Genomic DNA, 16717 nt, shown 5'->3' with positions numbered 1-16717 from the left:
TTCGATTTTACTTCCTTTTTAAAAAATAAATTAGAAGATCAAGGCTATACTTATATAATTCACATGATTTATTTGAAAGAAACAGACCAAATCATAGTGAGTTAGTCTGTTAAGTGAAAGAATTATTTTTTTCCTAAATCATCGATCAACCAGTGTGTTGGTATGGGATCTAAATTACTTTCTATATAAAATTTATATTCATCACTTAGTTTTTCAACTTCAAAGGATACTTCAAATGTTATTGAGTCTTTAGATTGAATAAGAACCTCTTGAGGATTATTTATTGAGCGGATTTCCCCTCTGTATTTTTTGTCTTCTTTTTCTTCCTTTAGCTCAAATTTAAACTCGGAAGGAGTAATTGGTTCTCCATCATCTCGCACATTTTTTACATTCACGTTAATTATTATTAAGTGTTTATTCTCTGATAATTCTTCTACAAAAGCAGATTCAACTGTTGTTCCATAATAACCTCCTTTAACCGCTTCACCATATACCAACATTCCTTGATCCATTCTTTCTAATTGATTTTGTTCTTCTGCTGTCAAAGTCAAACTCCTATTGTGTTCATTATATGCTGAGTAGCCTTCTAGATTTGGTGTGAATACCTTTGTGTCTATAGGGCTGTTAATTTGTAGCTTTTCTGGATATATGTAGCTAATAATTTCTCCATTAGAATCATAAGCTTCAAATTGAACAAGAATTCCTGAATCTTTATCAACCCAAAAACGGAAACTTTCTTCTGGAATCATTTTATTTATTTCTTGATCAACAGTTCCCTTTAAAACAATTGTATTTTGATCAGCAATTTCTTCATTTTGCTTTTCAATATCCCATAAATTCTCATTTCTCAAATAACTTGTTGCTTTTTCATATGGAAACAATGTAACCGTTCCAATCGGTGGACGTTCCCGATATTCTGCATTGTATATTTCTGATGGATCAATACTACTTGCTTCTTCAACTGTGAAGGTGTTTTGTGTTGTAATCAGTTGGTAATCAGATTCAATAAATGTTTTTCTTGCTTCATCCAAATGCCATAACTTGCTATTATTATAAATAATTTTATTAATGTGTTTATCATCATTTTCAGGATATATATCAGTTGAAACGGAACTTCCTCCTATTTGTTCCTTAGTACTTATCTCAAATTCTTCTATCGAAGTGCTAGTTGATTGATCATAATAAGTAGTAAATATCTCAAATTTTCCACGTGCTGTATGAAAATGATCAATTGAATTTAACATTTTTGCGAAAACTTCATTTTTTGACATGTCTTCATACATTTCTTCCTTTTCAGGAGGAGTATAAATTGAAGTGGATTTTGTGCCTCTTTGATTTTGATCCTGTTCCTCTATTGGTATTGGCAATGAAGGCTTGCTGTTAGATGTTAAATTAAGTTCTTTTAATCCAAAATACCCTAATCCAAAAATTAAGATGCAACTTATACTAAAATTAACTATGTATTTTGCTTTTGAATTAAATAGTGGATGTTTTCTATTATGCTTTTTATAAACTGTACGCAATACTTTCTTTTTACTTTCTTCACTAAAGTCAATATCCTTAAGAACTGTTTCATTCATTTTCTCTTTTAAATTATCAAGCTTATCATTCATCCATACTACCCCCCTCAAGTTTCTCTTTAAGTAAAAGGCGAGCACGATATAATCTAGATTTAACTGTAGGTAAACTTAAATTAAGTAACTCAGAGATTTGTTGATATGTAAGTTCTTCATAATAGTAAAAAATAATAACCTCTCGATATTTAATTGGTAAACTGATGATTTTCTCTGAAATAAACAGACTACTTTCATTCTTCATCAATTCTGCTTCAGGAGAAACTACTGACGTACTCCACTTCGCAAAAAATTCAGTAAAAAAAACATTGCGGAAGCTCCAGCTTTTTAACCGATCTTTACATAAATTAATCGTGATCCTGTATAACCATGTTTTATAAGATGACTCATACCGAAACTGATCTAAGTTTTCATAACATTTAATAAAAACTTCCTGAGCAATATCTTCAGCAAACTGTTGCTGTTTTGTGTAGGTAAAGGCTAAACGAGTTATGCTTTGACCGTACTCATTCATTAACCACTCCAATCTTTGATCTTTACTCAGTTCATCTTTCTTGTATTTCTCGTTTGTTTTTTCTCGTTCAATCAATATGTTCTACTCCTTTCTTTTTATTAGACGACATAAAGCTTTAATGGTTGTATGAATGTTTATAAAAAGTAAGTAAAACACAAAAAGACCCTACTTATAAAGGTCTTTTCATGAAACATTATTTTTCATTTTTATTATTGCTGAAATATTCTAGTAATAAAACCGTCTTCTCCTACATTTGGAATAAAATAAGAAACACCATAGCTTGAAGCTACAGCTGTTACAATTGTCCATAAACCTAAACTAATAAGCATCCACGTTGTCACTAAAGATCTTTTCGAGCCAAAACTCATACCCATAAAGGCCGATATATGTGAACCAACAAAGAATGGTCCGATAATCGCTAATCCTGGCAATCCATATTTGTCAAATAACACTCTAGCACGTTTAGCCTTTTTCGAGTCATTTTCTACTTCAGCTGCATTCTCCAAAGTAGCTGCTTCCTGCCCGCTTACAGCCATTCGTTTTTGTTTTTTCTTTTTCCGCCATGTTTTAATTTTGTCAACAAACAAAATCAATAAAAGAATTGTTAAAGCATTTCCTAGAAAAGCTAGTATTGCAACTGGTATAGGAGATAAACCCCCAATAATCGCTAATGGAATAACAGCAATAAGTTCAAATAGTGGAACGGCAGCCAAAACAAATACTAATAAATAAGATATAAACATGTAGTTCTCCCTTCAATTTAATTATTATGAAAATATAACTTTATCATAATAATTGATTAAAATGACCGAAATTCCGAGTAACATTCCATATTTAGTCATTTACTAGTAATTATTACGAAAAGAAATCGTAAAAGTTTCACATTATTTATGGTTTTCTATTCATACATGGTAAATAAATAAAAAACTACCATCTTTTTGATGGTAGTAAAGTGTGAAACTACAATTTATATATTAGTCCACCTTTGTTATTTATAACCCAAGCTGTTTAATCTGATCTACAGTATCTGTTATTTCCTGCATAGCTGTGAAGAATTCACTATTTTCAAGTAGTGCTGCATCAAACTTTCCGTCCTTAATATTGTTTAAATACAAATCAATACCTTCTAGTGCTGTGTTATTATGAGTGATTATTTGTTGATGAAGATCATTGGCAAGATCAGGAGCTTGAAGCTCATTAAAGGCCTTAATATCTTCCTTCATATCAGTTAGCTTTGTTTCTAAATCAAGTCGTGCTTGTTCATCACTTACTGCCTGTTCTGCTAATGTGGGCACTTCTTGTACAAATGTATTCACTTCACCCACATAATCAGTTGCTTCATTCACATAATTAACAGAATTGTTCACATCCTCAAGCAATGAACAACCTCCAAGAAACAACACTGTCATGATTGAAAAAATCATTAGCTTTATTTTCAATTAAATAACCTCCGTATAGTTAACCTTTTCCTCTATATTATATACGTTGTTCATCTTAAATAGTTTCAAATTAGATATATTAATAATGATATTGAGTAAGTTATTGTTCAGAATTTCTGTTGACTGCTACAAAAAACTCCCTATGTTTCTCAAATAAGATACTATCTCCATCTGCTTTAAACAAATACAACTTGGTACCTATATCTAAGGCATTGCTATCAAAATTTAATTCTACTAAATTCGCCTCTGCATCCATATCTACAATATTTCGTTTAACTTCCCCGATTTTCTCTCCTTTTAAAGCTTCATCAACTTTTTCACCTGTTAATTCGTATGTAGTATTATTTACAATCACGAATTCTTATCCCCAAGATTTCTCTTCAAAATTTGATAGTGAATAACTTCCCATTGAACTACATCCAAATAAAGTAAGTGACAATAGCGCACACGTAAGAAATAAAAAGTGTTTCAATCCTATCCTCCTCATTTAAAATGAAGATTCATGCTTGTGCTAACAATAGCCTTCATTTAACAAACATAAAAGAATTAACTTTTAACAACACTAATTTACTTTAATGCCCCATAAATAACCGAACGCAACCGTGGCTGATGAAATGCTTCAAAATTTGGTAGCATTTGCTGCATATAAACAGCAGATATTTTTTCCTTTGGATCAATTAATACCCAAGTTCCAGCTAAGCCTGACCATCCAAATTCGCCAATTGAACTATTTATTCCGCCCTCTGCTTTGTCAATTAATGTTCGTACACCTAGTCCATACCCATATCCTTTAAGATAATCCCAGTTATAATATGGAGTTTGTTGTTTTATTAAATGATTTGTTGTCATCAGTTTTATTGTATTTTCACCAATGATTCTTTTGCCGTGAAATTTTCCGCCGTTAGCAAGCATATGTGCGAAACGACTATAATCCTTTAGTGTTGATAAAAGACCTGCTCCCCCTGATTCGTACTCAGGAAAAATGTGAAATTGCATATCCATTTGTTCGTTTTTATTTTTTATCAATGTACCGTCTTCTTCTCGGTTATATAAAGAAGCTAACCTATGAAGCTTTTCATCTGGAATTCTGAAAAATGTGTCATCCATACCAAGTGGAGAGAAAATTTCTTCTTGAAAAAACTCACCAAGCTTTTTCCCAGATATTACTTCAATCAATGTTCCTAAAACATCATGACTTAAGCCATAGTGCCATTGCTCTCCAGGGTGAAAAGCAAGTGGAATACTCGCAAGAATTTCTGATAAACGTCGATTTGTTAGTGATTCACGACTTTTTACTAATTTCTCGAATTCTTTAACAACCTGAATTTGTGTTTCATTTTCATTACCACCATAAGTAATTCCTGAGGTCATTGTAAATAAATCTTTTACTAAAATAGGACGACTTGCTGTTACAACTTTTACATTGCCATTTTCATTTGTTGCATACACTATGGAATCCTTGAATTCTGGTAAATAGTCACTAAGCTGGTCATTTAATAAAAATAATCCTCGTTCATATAACATCAGAGCTGCAACACAAGTAACAACCTTTGTCATAGAATAAATCCGAAAAATCGTATCCTCTTTCACGATTGTTTCTGTTTCTATATCTGCAAAGCCTATAAATTCCCTGAAAACGGTCTCATTGTTGTGCATAACTTGTAGTGAACAGCCTGCTGGACCATTTTTCACAAAGCCTTTTAGTAAGCTGTGTAATCGATCATGCAATAAATTCAAACAAATCTTCCTCTCGTTTACAATTTTCATCCTATCGTATATGTATTATTTCGTTTTCTTCCACACTTTTTCCTTTATTTTAAGTTTCCGTAAATGTAAAAAAAAACACCAGCATGAAAAATCATACTGGTGTTTCAACTAAGGTAGACTCTTTTTTACTTCTTTAAAATTGTAGCAAGATTAATCAATATTTCTGCTTGCTCTGTAGTAAAATCCTTACCAGCTTTAGCTTTTACTTGGTTCATATATGCACCGATTTGTCCATCTCTTGCTTTCATATTTCCTTTAGCATGAGATTTTTTAGCTGCTTGTAATTTACTAAGATATGGTTTAGGATTTTTGTTCTTTCCTTCACTTTTTGCTAAGAACTGCTCTGTTAAACGACCTAAACTGCCATAATCAACTGTGATGGAAATCGTAATTGATTTGTTTGTTTGATTTCCTGCTAAATCTGTTGCAGCTGCTTCTATTGTTTGTTCTCCAATTCCTAATTGATAGGCTGGAGATTTTAAATCTTCACATGTTGAACTATCAATACCTGATAGCTCATCTTCAGCTACACATGTAATATTTACTTCTTGATCAACAGAAAATTCTGTTTGATCTGCGAGAGAAAAAGTAATCGTAGGTACCGTTTGATCAATGTTAATTTCCACTGAATTTTTCTCTTCTTTATTTCCTGCTTTGTCAACACTCCAATAGGATAGAGAGTGTTTTCCGTCTTCTGTAATACTTACTGAATTTCCTTTTTGTTCTTTTTCTTCATCTAAGATAAAGTGTGTTGTTTCAATACCAGAATCATCGTCTTCTGAAGATAACTTCACAGTAACTTGTTCACGATACCAGCCATTATTCTCTTTAGCTTCAATTTCATGTTTTGTGACTGGTGCTGTTTTATCAGGTCTTTTAATTTTCACAATATCTATATTAGGTGTTGGTGGAGTTTCCATTCCTTCGCCAATATAGAAGCTTGGATGTGGTGGTTGATTATAACCAACATTTTGCCATGCAATCGCCACTCTGTATTGTGGATCATGCATTAAAGTGAAAATTTTATGTTCTGTTTCTTCTGTTGGGATATAAACTCTTAATCCACTGCTATCATCGGTTCTCCAAATAATTTCCTCACGCCAATCTCCTAAGATATCAGCTTGTAGAACTGGTGTTCCTTTAGTAGAGTTATTAGACTGAGTACCTTCAGCTGTTAATAAGTTTACAAGCTTTCCATTTTCATAATCCCATTTGTCAATTGTGCCAACACCAGCACCTTTTTCTTGATCAAAATTATGGTCAGCAAGTTCACGAAGAAGATCTCCATCCCACCAGATGGCAAAATTAGAAGATGGAATTGACTCTGAAATCTTTTCACCTTTTGCTGTGTGTAGTCCGCCAACTTTACTGTTCCAGCCACCGGAGATTGCCCATGCTTCAGCACCACTATGTCTAGGGTCAATATCTGCTGCTAAACCACGACCTGTATCTTCTCCCGTTTTTTGGCCCCACAACACTTCACCAGTTTCAGCGTCACGAAGATCATAGCCATATTCTGCATTTTTATTTTCTTGGACAGCAAACACTTCTAGGCCAGGTCGATCAGGGATCAAATCACTTACATGAAGTGCATCACCATGACCTAATTTTGTATTATACAAACCTGTTCCATCATCGTCGATTGTCATTGCACCATAAACAACTTCATCTTTTCCATCTTTATCAACGTCTGCAACACTTAATGAGTGATATCCTTGTCCTGCATAATCTCGATATCCTTCATTAGTCGTATCAAATGTCCACTGTTTCGTAAGCTTTCCATCTCTCCAGTTATATGCAGCGACTACCGTTCTAGTGTAATAACCACGAGCCATGATAATACTTGGCTTTTCACCATCAAGATAAGCAACTCCTGCTAAGAAACGATCAACACGGTTTCCGTAGGTGTCTCCCCATGAACCTACATCCCCTCGTGGAGGATCATAGCTTGTTGTTTCAAGAGCTTTACCTGTTTTCCCTTCAAAAATCGTTAAAAATTCATCACCTTGTAATACATAGCCTGAACTATTTCGATGATCAGCATCATCTCGACCAATAACATTTCCTTGGCCATCTTTTGTACCGTCTGCTGTTTTCATTGCGATTTCTGCTGCACCGTTTCCGTCAAAATCATACACTAAAAACTGTGTATAATGTGCTCCAGCACGTATGTTCTTGCCTAAATCAATACGCCACTTTAATGTTCCATCAAGCTCATATGCATCGATAAATACATTTCCTGTATAACCTGCTTGAGAATTATCCTTTGAGTTCGTTGGATCCCATTTTAATACAAGCTCATATTCTCCATCACCATCAAGATCTCCAACACTAGCATCATTTGCACGATACGAATATGGATCTCCAAGTGGTGTTTTTCCATCTTCAGGTTTTTGAAGCGGTATATCAAAATAGTTTTCACTTAAAACTGTTGTATCTTCGTGGTTTTTTTGTTCTTTTCCATCTAAAATTGTACGAATTTCATAGACAGAATTCTCTTTTCCATCTTTATCAACATAATTTGTGCTCTTTGCAATTGGTTTGGAATTGATTTTTTCACCATCACGATATACATTAAAGCTAATGTTTTCTGGGTCAGTACCCAGCATTCTCCAACTAACGAATATGCCTTCTTCTGTTTTAACTGATACTGGTGAACGATGTAAGTCTTCCATTTGTTTATTAAGTACTGTAACAGCAGGAGTTTCCACACTTGAAGATAGTTCTGATACGCCTCCAGCACTCACAGCAGCAACTTTATAAAAATATGGAATTGTTGTTAAAACAGTTTCATCTTTATAACTTGTTTTTGCTGATTTACCAATGAAATCAAATTTTCCATCTTTCTTTTTTGCGCGATAAACATTGTAAGTGATCGCTTCCTCAACTTTATCCCAACTTATCGTCAAATCGTTTTTATTCACTTTTCCGACTTGAAGATTTTCAGGAGCATTTGGAATTGGTTTTGAATCATCAATCATTGTAACTTCTAAAGGCAATGATGGTACAGTTTCTACTTTTACCGAATCAATCGTTGTTGCTGTATATTCATAATCCATACCTACATCTACAGAAGTATCAGTAAATGAATTTGTTGTTGAACTTCCGATTAATTCACTAGAATTTGCTCCAGCTATTTTACGATAAACATTATATTTTACCGCATCATCTACAGCTTTCCATGATAAAGTTAAAGATGAATTTGTTGCATTTATCACTTTTTCTTCAACTTTAAGTTCAGATGGAGCTAATAAAATTGGTGTTAATTCTACACCATTTATAATTCCTGTTGATCCTCCGAATTCAAAGTTCATTTGACCATCTTTTACAGAAACTTGTGGTATTACTTTTGATGTATAATTGCTTCTTGGAGCAGAGATTTGTCCATAATCTATATTTTCAATAGCAACTGTTGAACGTGCACTACCTAAGAAATCGCCAACATATACTTTAACAGCATATAGTCCATTCGGGACATCAGCATTAAATTTCCAACCAACACTAAAGTAACCTAACCAATCACGTAGAAGATCTCCACCTGTTCCGCGATCTCGTCCAATCATTCCTGTTGGGTCGACAATTCCATAGCCTCTTTCAGCAGAATACACTGTTGATAAATTAACTTCTGTATACCCTTCAGCAACAGGATTGCCAGCTAAGCCAAAATCAAATTTTGTTGTTGCTTTTTTTGTTACAATTTTTATTGCATCAGATTGCTCTGATTCACCTTTACCATTAATAGCTGTTACAACAACATCATATGAAGTACCTTCTTCCATTCCTGTTATGCTTAATCTAGGAATTGTTGATGTTCCAATTAAAGCATATTCACTTTCAGTTGAAAGCTTGCGATACACTTTATAAATATCTGTTGCTTCAACATCATTCCATGTTATTGTAGCTCCAGCATTGCTAATACTGCTTGCTACAACACCAGTTGGTTTTGCAGGAACATTAGCTGGTGGTTCAATATCAGCTACGTAAGAAGATAAAGTATTATTTAGTTCTTTTATTCCTCCAGATAATAATCGAGCAATTTGAATCGCACCATATTCTTGGAAATGAGTATCATCTTTTGATCCATTAGGAAACGCTGTGTAAATGCCTGGTTCAGTGTGTAAAAAGACAGAAAGTGTTCCCTCTGGTCCAATCGTGTCATAATAAGCAACACTTAATGAGCTAAGATCTACTAAAGGAACTTCAAGTTCTTCAGCAACCTCCTTCATGCCCTTTACATATTCAGGAAAGCTGACATTAAATTTTCCTGTATCAGCATTAAAATCTCTTCGTCCTACAGGAGTAACTAAAATCGGTTCTGCTCCACGCTGACGTGCACCATTAATATAAGTTTTTAAATAGTTTTTGTAATCTGGAACAGATGCATAACGCTCTGGACGGCTTATCGTAGCATCATTATGTCCAAATTGAATAAGAAAAAAGTCATTTGGCTTAATTTCTCGTAAAATATTATCAAGTCTACCTTCAAAAATAAATGATTTTGAGCTTCTTCCACCTATTGATTGGTTGTCAAATATAATATCAGAAGTGAAAAATTTAGGAATCATTTGTCCCCATCCAGCTTCAGGCTTCCAATATTCATCATAAGTTTGGACAGTAGAATCCCCTGCAATAAAAACTGTTGGTTTTTCTCCGGCTGTTCTCTCAGGAAGCTGTTCGATAACTAGTCCATTAATCTTTGGTGATGTACCCGTAAATTCCAGTGTAAGTTGTCCATCAATAAGAGCTATGTCAAAAGATCGTTCAATAAATTCTCCCTTATTCATCGTTGTATCTTGTACTTTTTGAATCGTTTCAGCTTTTACCCCTATAGCTGTTGCTTCTGCTTCATCTCCAGCAACAACTGTTACCGAATAATCTCCATTAGGAAGATCAACGTTAAAAGATGTTTCAGTTGTTATTGTAAAATCAGATTTTAATGCATCAGATGTACCACGATCAGTTGCTGTAACCTTCGTAATATCTGCAAAACCAAATTTCTGTTTAGTTGAATATGAACTACCATTGGTTACTTTTGTAAAGCCCTCCATGACTGCACTTTCATTTGTACCAAAATCATATTTCTTTACAACCAACTCTTCTGCTGCAGAAGCTTGATTCGGTATAACTGGTGCTGAAGCTAGTAGTACAACAAGGCTAAGTGAAGTTGCAAAGAATTTTCTCCAGTTTTTCTTCCCCTTTGTTTTCAATAAGTTTACTCCCTTTCTTGATTTAGTTTTTAAAACTGTTAAAGAAATCTACTTTAAAGCACCTCCATAAATATATTGGTAAACGCTTACATTTTTAATAGTATTCTATTTTTCACTGGATTTCATATACAGAAATCAGAGATGAATGTTTAAAAAACAGAGGCTGAGCATAATTGATTCTTTGTAACTAGGTTGCAAATAGGTAAATAGATTGAGTAATATATTTTGAAGAGGGATTATTTAATGCTTTTGTATGAGGGTGTGATAGATTAGGAGAATTGGTAGCAAACAATATGAACTCCTATTAGGAGAAAAAACAAAGTTTCCAATAGAAACTTCGTTTTTTACTTATTTCTTATAACAAAGAACTTATTGTATTAGAAACTTCTTCATCATTTTTAGAAATAATCTTCACTTCAACTTCTTTGTTTAGTATCTTTTTAGCAGTAGTTTTTATTAAAGATGAATAATGTTGCTTTATCCAATCTGATGCAAATTCATTTTCTGCAGTAACTATTATTAATTTTTCTTCGTTTAAGGCTATGTTTGCCCCGCTAAACCAAGTTTTAAATGCTTTAGGACTGATTTCTGACTTAATAGCTTCGAATATATCGTCATGAAGTGTATTGTTCACTAAATTTCCTCCTCTAAAAATAACTATTCTCTACATTATTTTACCATTTTATCATATAGTAACCTACTAGTTATTGTATTTCTATATATGTTTTTCCAAGAAGTTTTAAACAAAAATAAAACCCTCTATTCGGAAGAGGGTTTAGTTAGTATCATATTAAGTTATTAAACCGTGCACCTTTCTTTGATACGATCACATAAGTGCTACTCATATAGCCAGCTAAATCAGGGCTACCTTCGGCACACAGAGAATTCTACTTATGGCTGCTCCCTTCCAGGCCTGACCAAGTTCATAGATTTCTGTTGCGAAGACCCCGATGGTCATCACCGCTTGCATAAGTCTAACCTTACATAAACCGTACCGCTAGAAAGGAATTCAACCCCGCTAAGGCGGATTGCAGGTTACAGGGCACCGCCATCTCCCCATCTAGCACGGTATGTATAGTTGTTGTTTCTACTAATGTTAGTGATAGGAACGAAAACACTATTGTGTTCCTCGTATAAATATACTTTATCATGGAAATTGAGTGATTTGAAGAAGCAAATAATGTCAGGAATGGATATTAATATAATTCGACAAAATCCGGGTGGTGACAGGCACCATTTACAATACCGGTGAAAAGAGCCTCGCAAAGGATTCTTTTGTTCTGACGGTAAGTCCTCGATTTTTATATGTGGTTTTATTTACTTTCGTACTTTCCTGGATATCCTCTTGATAGTGTTTTACCAGGTCTTTTATACTTTCGGTTTCGTATAGTAGGGCGTTTACTTCAAAGTTTAAATGTAGGCTTCTTAAGTCTAGGTTAGCTGTTCCAACAGAAGCAAATTTTTCATCAATGATGATCACTTTTTCATGTAAAAACCCTTTTGCATACATGTATACCTCAATATCATTTTCTAGCATTTCTGAGAAATAAGATCTTGTTGCATATTGCGTTAAATAACCATCATTTTTCTCAGGGACGATTATTTTGATATCAATACCTTTTTTGGCTGCCATTGATAATACTGTTCGAATTGCTTTATTTGGTACAAAATAAGGTGTTGCGATGTAAATTGATTTTTTAGCTGAAGCCAATAATTCGTAATAGATATCACTCATTATTCCTTGAAGAGATGAATCAGGTCCACTTGAGATAATTTGTGTACCACCTAATTGATCTTTAATTAACTTCACTTTAAAATACTTCTCATCTATAAGCCTCTCTCCTGAAACGTAAGCCCAATCTAACAGGAATATTTCTTGAAGTGTTATAATCGCTTCACCTTCTACTTGTAGATGGGTATCCCTCCAAAATCCATAACGTTTATTTCTCCCTAAATATTCATCACCGATATTTAATCCTCCAACAAATCCTACTTTCCCATCAATGACGATTATTTTTCGATGATTTCTAAAGTTTACTTTCTGATTGTAAAATCCATGCTTTAGAGGTAAGAAACAATGTACTTCTATACCAGCATTCTTCATTTGTTTTATTGCTTTATTTGAAAGCGAAAGACTACCAACAGCATCGTAAATCAACCGGATTTCAACATCTTCGTTAGCTTTTTCACACAATAAATCGATAATTTCTTGTCCGATTTTATCTGATTTGAATGTATAGTATTCTAAGTGAATATACTCTCTAGCATTTTTTATTGACTGTTTAATAGAAGTAAATGTAGCATCTCCATTTTTTAATACTGATGTATTGCTATAAAAACTCACTTGATTATCGCTATATTTCTCCACTAAGTTAGCAATGCTTTGTTGAGTGATACTAAGTTTCTTGAAATTTGATGATTCTTGAAATGTTTTTTTGTTTTTCAGCAATTCACTATCATATTTTCGTTTATTTCGAAAAAGATGGCCTTTGACTTCTAATTGACCAGAGAAGATAAAGAAAATATAACCAATAATCGGAAAGAAAATTAACGCATAAATCCAGAGGAGTGATTTATGTGGTGATCGATTTTCTAGCATCATTACAAAGATGATTGAAAAAAGAGTTACTAAATAAGTTATGATAGAAAGAAACTTAATAGTGTTTGTTATATTTAAAAATACTGCTATTGTAAATGTAACTGAAAGCAAAACTAATAACAGAATTTGTCGGGTATTCTTCATCTTAAGCTCCTCGATTCTTTTAGATCATTTAAAGAAAAGCACCATGAGTAGGTGCTTCTTCTCTAAACTATAAATGAAATAACTAAAGAATTTTTTTACCTTGTACCAGTCGGATAATAACTAAAATTAAAGCGACTGCCAAAAGAATATGTATGATATTACCTAAAAATCCAACAACCGCACCTATTAACCAAAGTGCTAGTAATACTAATATGATTGTCCAAAGCATGCTAATTCCTCCTCTATTATTCATGAAAGTCTAATGTGTTAGTAGCTAGTTACCCCTGATATTTTAAAAATAAACTTATCATCATAATATAAAAACAAAAATGATTAAAAAGACACAAAAAAAGACCACATAAAAATTGGTCTTTAGTCTAGCTTTATTTTGTAGGATAGTAGTAGTTTATTATCCATAAATGTTAGAATCAGTTACTTTATTTGGTGAAAGAATACCGTTTGATAAACAACAGTTTTACTAGCAACAGAATAAGATCATTCACAAACTAAAACTTCTCTTACAAACAAACCTTTTTTCGCAACACAACGATCTAAAATGATAAAGTCAGCTTCTTTAATCATAAAATCGATAGGATCAATTGTAATAACAATAACTTTTTTGGCAATTCGGCGGGCATTCTTTAGAATTGATAGTTGAGCATCTGGCGTACTATGAGTAAATAAATTGTATGGCATATCTATGATCGCTACATCGTAGGTATCTGTTACCTCTTCTATTGGTCCTTTAGTTACACTTCCTTCTAAACCAAAATGGGCAATATTCTCAATCGCTCCATATACAACAGATGGATTTATATCACGTCCAATAATGTTAATGCCCATTGATAGAGCTTCAACTAAAACTGTGCCTATTCCGCAGCAAGGATCAATGGCTTTAATTCCATTGGGGTTTGGTACAGCAATATTTGCTACAGATCTTGCTACACGGGTACTAAGTGCTGTTGAGTATTCTCGAGGCTTGTTCAAATGATGCAGCCATATTGCTTCACTTTTATGATAGTATCCAAAATACCAGCGTCCACCAAGCGTAATAACTCCAAATGTAAAGTCTGGGTTATGAAAGTCTGCTTCAGCTTCGATCTCCATTCCAATATCCCGCTCAATTTTTCGTCTACTGTCATGACCAAATTTCTCAGAATCTTCAAGATCATTAATTTTAACTAAAATAACCTTAAAGGTTGAATTCTCCAACTCAATTTGACTAGCTTGTTTGATAAGATCTGTTATGCTATCACCTTCATACAATACATCAATTCGTTCTTTAATGAAGGGACTTCTACTAGGATCAATTTTTATAGAGCTTTTTAAAATATTGCGTTTTGTCTCAGTTCCAAAAAATGCACGCATCTCCATATAACATAAAGAGCGTTCATCCTCAGTAAACGCATATGTATATATAAATTCCTGCTTTGGGCTAATAATGTTCAAATTAAGACCATTCCTTTTAATGTCTATTTGTTCCTATCTACAAACAATATCGATAATAGTCTATAAAAGCAATTGTTAATTCAAGAATATTCGACAAAATATAATGTCATATCACAAATATCCTAATTCTTCGATAATTTCAAAAGATTGTTTAGGTGTTTTAGAAATAGTGTGTTATGCTTTACTTAACCATTTTAACACTTGTAGCATGTTGTCTCCGAGACTGATCAAAAGAGAATGCCCACATCTTTTTAAAGATGTAGGCACTCACTGATCAGTCTCTATTTTTATGTATAGTTTTTTTCTGTTTAATACGACTTCAGCCATAATTGGTTTAGCACTTCACTCTTGATGATCTATATTTTGAAAGCTTACTATCATTTTTCTTCCTTAGATATAACGATAAAAATGTTATGTAAACTATCTATCAATATATGTAAACGCAAAAAAGGACTCTAATGAAAGAGTCCTTTAATAATTATGCTTTGTTAACGTTAGTAGCTTGAAGTCCACGTTGACCTTGCTCAGTGTCAAACGTTACTTTTTGACCTTCGTCTAAAGATTTAAATCCTTCGCCTTGGATAGCTGAGAAATGTACGAATACATCTTCTCCACCTTCGATTTCGATGAAACCGAAACCTTTTTCTGCGTTAAACCATTTTACTGTACCTTCTTGCATGTTTGTTTCCTCCTATTTGTGGCTATTAACCACGTTATATTACTATAGTTGCTCAATTAGATATCAAAGGCGAAAAGCTTAAAAACTTATTCTTTCCTCACATACCGAACAAAAATAATTCTTCCTTAGAATAACAGATAAATTTGGAAATTGCAAATGGTTATTGAAAATAAATTTAAAAACCCACTATTTATTTTATGATTCTTGTACTTTCACGCCTACCCAGTAGCTTTCATAAGATAGGTTATCTATAACTGCTTTTGGGGTGATTGTTTGAATCGAAGTCTAAAAGCCTTGATTTTACTATACTTATCAATCCTCTTCTTTGGTAGCTTTTTAGCAGTCGGTGCATTATGGGTTGGAGCATTTGAAGCAACTTTCCCCTTCATTTCTGAATTAGAAATTTTTTTGTATTATTTTTTCGCAGGTTCAATCGGTGGTTCTTTGCGTCATTTATATATGTTTTGTTCTCATTATATGAAAGGAGAACTTCTTGATTACCGCGAATGGATTATGTATATTTTTTATCCTATCTTTGCTACAGGTACAGCAGTTGTTAGTGTCACATTAATACAAAGTGGGTTATTCCTCATAGAATTCACTGATTTCGAAAATGCTCCATATGGTCAAATCAGTTTCGCTTTCTTTGTAGGCTTTGGCTTTAATCGTTTTTTAACTAAATTAAACAGTGTTTCTAAGAATTTGTTTCAAGATACAACTAGAAAGTAATATGTAAATTAGCACTTAGAATACTTTTAATTGTCAACAATCGTTAATTTTACTTCAATTAACATTTTTATGCTTTTATCTTAATACAATTCAAATAGAGGTGATGAAAAATGCCAAGAGTTAAATATACAGACAGTGACGTTGATTTAATGGCTAGGATGATGAGAGCTGAAGCTGAAGGTGAAGGAAAACTAGGGATGCTTATGGTTGGTAATGTTATTGTCAATCGCAGAAAAGCAAACTGTTTAGATTTTAAAGACTTAAGATCAATTCGACAAGTTATTTATCAGGTTCAAGGTGGAAATTACTCGTTTGAAGCTGTACAAAAGGGTAATGTTTTTTATAACAGAGCAAGAGGTGTAGAAAAAAAATTAGCTAAACAAACATTAGATTATTGGCGTGATCACCCATCTAAGTTTGCTCTTTGGTATTTTAACCCTTATGCTGAATGTCCACCAACATGGTACGGTCAACCAATAACAGGGCAATATAAACAGCATTGTTATTATGAACCAGTAGCTAATACATGTGAAGGTGCATATTTATGGTAAACAAAAATCCCACGTTAAGTGGGGTTTTTGTTTGTAAGGCAAGATTTAATGAATCCGCTCATCTT

At 33.3% G+C, this 16717-nt stretch carries 14 protein-coding genes and 1 other RNA gene; 2 read left to right on the top strand and 13 right to left on the bottom strand.

Annotation, left to right across the window (positions count from 1 at the left end; all coding sequences use genetic code 11):
* Nucleotides 1-122: 122 nt before the first annotated feature.
* The 13 genes from JOC75_RS04290 to JOC75_RS04230 form a co-directional block, all read right to left on the bottom strand.
* The gene (locus JOC75_RS04290; RefSeq protein WP_204952853.1) at nt 123-1613 is read right to left on the bottom strand and encodes a helix-turn-helix domain-containing protein; all 1491 of its coding nucleotides are present in this window, start codon (nt 1611-1613) and stop codon (nt 123-125) included.
* Nucleotides 1606-2163 (bottom strand): sigma-70 family RNA polymerase sigma factor, encoded by a 558-nt coding sequence (locus JOC75_RS04285; RefSeq protein WP_239589278.1) that lies wholly within the window; start codon nt 2161-2163, stop codon nt 1606-1608. The genes JOC75_RS04290 and JOC75_RS04285 overlap by 8 nt, the downstream gene beginning before the upstream one ends.
* Nucleotides 2164-2297: 134 nt before the next feature.
* Nucleotides 2298-2831, bottom strand: coding sequence for a small multi-drug export protein (locus tag JOC75_RS04280; RefSeq protein WP_204952852.1), 534 nt, complete (start codon nt 2829-2831; stop codon nt 2298-2300).
* Nucleotides 2832-3080: 249 nt separating this feature from the next.
* Nucleotides 3081-3527 carry a DUF6376 family protein gene (locus JOC75_RS04275; RefSeq protein ID WP_239589277.1) on the bottom strand — a complete coding sequence of 149 codons (447 nt, stop codon included), beginning with the start codon at nt 3525-3527 and terminating at the stop codon, nt 3081-3083.
* A 100-nt stretch (nt 3528-3627) separates the two neighbouring features.
* Entirely contained in the window at nt 3628-3882 is a 255-nt protein-coding gene (locus tag JOC75_RS04270; RefSeq protein ID WP_204952851.1) for a hypothetical protein, read from the bottom strand.
* Between the two features lie 212 nt (nt 3883-4094).
* The gene (locus JOC75_RS04265; protein ID WP_239589276.1) at nt 4095-5264 is read right to left on the bottom strand and encodes a serine hydrolase domain-containing protein; all 1170 of its coding nucleotides are present in this window, start codon (nt 5262-5264) and stop codon (nt 4095-4097) included.
* Between the two features lie 155 nt (nt 5265-5419).
* The gene (locus JOC75_RS24175) at nt 5420-10501 is read right to left on the bottom strand and encodes a rhamnogalacturonan lyase family protein (RefSeq protein WP_204952849.1); all 5082 of its coding nucleotides are present in this window, start codon (nt 10499-10501) and stop codon (nt 5420-5422) included.
* A 355-nt stretch (nt 10502-10856) separates the two neighbouring features.
* Entirely contained in the window at nt 10857-11135 is a 279-nt protein-coding gene (locus JOC75_RS04255; RefSeq protein WP_204952848.1) for a DnaA N-terminal domain-containing protein, read from the bottom strand.
* A 169-nt stretch (nt 11136-11304) separates the two neighbouring features.
* Nucleotides 11305-11570: signal recognition particle sRNA large type (gene ffs / locus JOC75_RS04250), an RNA gene on the bottom strand.
* Nucleotides 11571-11738: 168 nt separating this feature from the next.
* Nucleotides 11739-13244: a cardiolipin synthase gene (gene cls / locus JOC75_RS04245; RefSeq protein WP_204952847.1), complete on the bottom strand. Its 1506-nt coding sequence runs from the start codon at nt 13242-13244 to the stop codon at nt 11739-11741.
* 82 nt (nt 13245-13326) lie between these two features.
* Nucleotides 13327-13473 (bottom strand): lmo0937 family membrane protein, encoded by a 147-nt coding sequence (locus JOC75_RS04240; protein ID WP_146950852.1) that lies wholly within the window; start codon nt 13471-13473, stop codon nt 13327-13329.
* A gap of 266 nt (nt 13474-13739) precedes the next feature.
* Complete coding sequence (locus tag JOC75_RS04235; protein WP_239589275.1) at nt 13740-14693, bottom strand: TRM11 family SAM-dependent methyltransferase; 954 nt, start codon at nt 14691-14693, stop codon at nt 13740-13742.
* 478 nt (nt 14694-15171) lie between these two features.
* Complete coding sequence (locus JOC75_RS04230) at nt 15172-15372, bottom strand: cold-shock protein (RefSeq protein WP_060671790.1); 201 nt, start codon at nt 15370-15372, stop codon at nt 15172-15174.
* A gap of 273 nt (nt 15373-15645) precedes the next feature.
* Between JOC75_RS04230 and JOC75_RS04225 the strand changes: the two genes are divergently transcribed.
* Nucleotides 15646-16101, top strand: a complete 456-nt coding sequence (locus JOC75_RS04225; RefSeq protein WP_204952846.1) for a hypothetical protein — start codon at nt 15646-15648, stop codon at nt 16099-16101.
* Between the two features lie 110 nt (nt 16102-16211).
* Entirely contained in the window at nt 16212-16652 is a 441-nt protein-coding gene (locus tag JOC75_RS04220) for a cell wall hydrolase (RefSeq protein WP_204952845.1), read from the top strand.
* Nucleotides 16653-16717 lie beyond the last annotated feature (65 nt).

It is taken from the genome of Metabacillus crassostreae (assembly GCF_016908395.1).
Lineage (GTDB): Bacteria > Bacillota > Bacilli > Bacillales > Bacillaceae > Metabacillus > Metabacillus crassostreae.
The sequence above is the reverse complement of the archived record's forward strand: the minus strand, read 5'-3'. Positions and strand labels throughout refer to the sequence as shown.

Excerpts from the sequence above, each read along its gene's own strand:
- cls (WP_204952847.1), bottom strand. The coding sequence starts at position 13,244 with ATGAAGAATACCCGACAAATTCTGTTATTAGTTTTGCTTTCAGTTACA.
- JOC75_RS04230 (WP_060671790.1), bottom strand. The coding sequence starts at position 15,372 with ATGCAAGAAGGTACAGTAAAATGGTTTAACGCAGAAAAAGGTTTCGGT.
- JOC75_RS04290 (WP_204952853.1), bottom strand. The coding sequence starts at position 1,613 with ATGAATGATAAGCTTGATAATTTAAAAGAGAAAATGAATGAAACAGTT.
- JOC75_RS04280 (WP_204952852.1), bottom strand. The coding sequence starts at position 2,831 with ATGTTTATATCTTATTTATTAGTATTTGTTTTGGCTGCCGTTCCACTA.
- JOC75_RS04240 (WP_146950852.1), bottom strand. The coding sequence starts at position 13,473 with ATGCTTTGGACAATCATATTAGTATTACTAGCACTTTGGTTAATAGGT.
- JOC75_RS04220 (WP_204952845.1), top strand. The coding sequence starts at position 16,212 with ATGCCAAGAGTTAAATATACAGACAGTGACGTTGATTTAATGGCTAGG.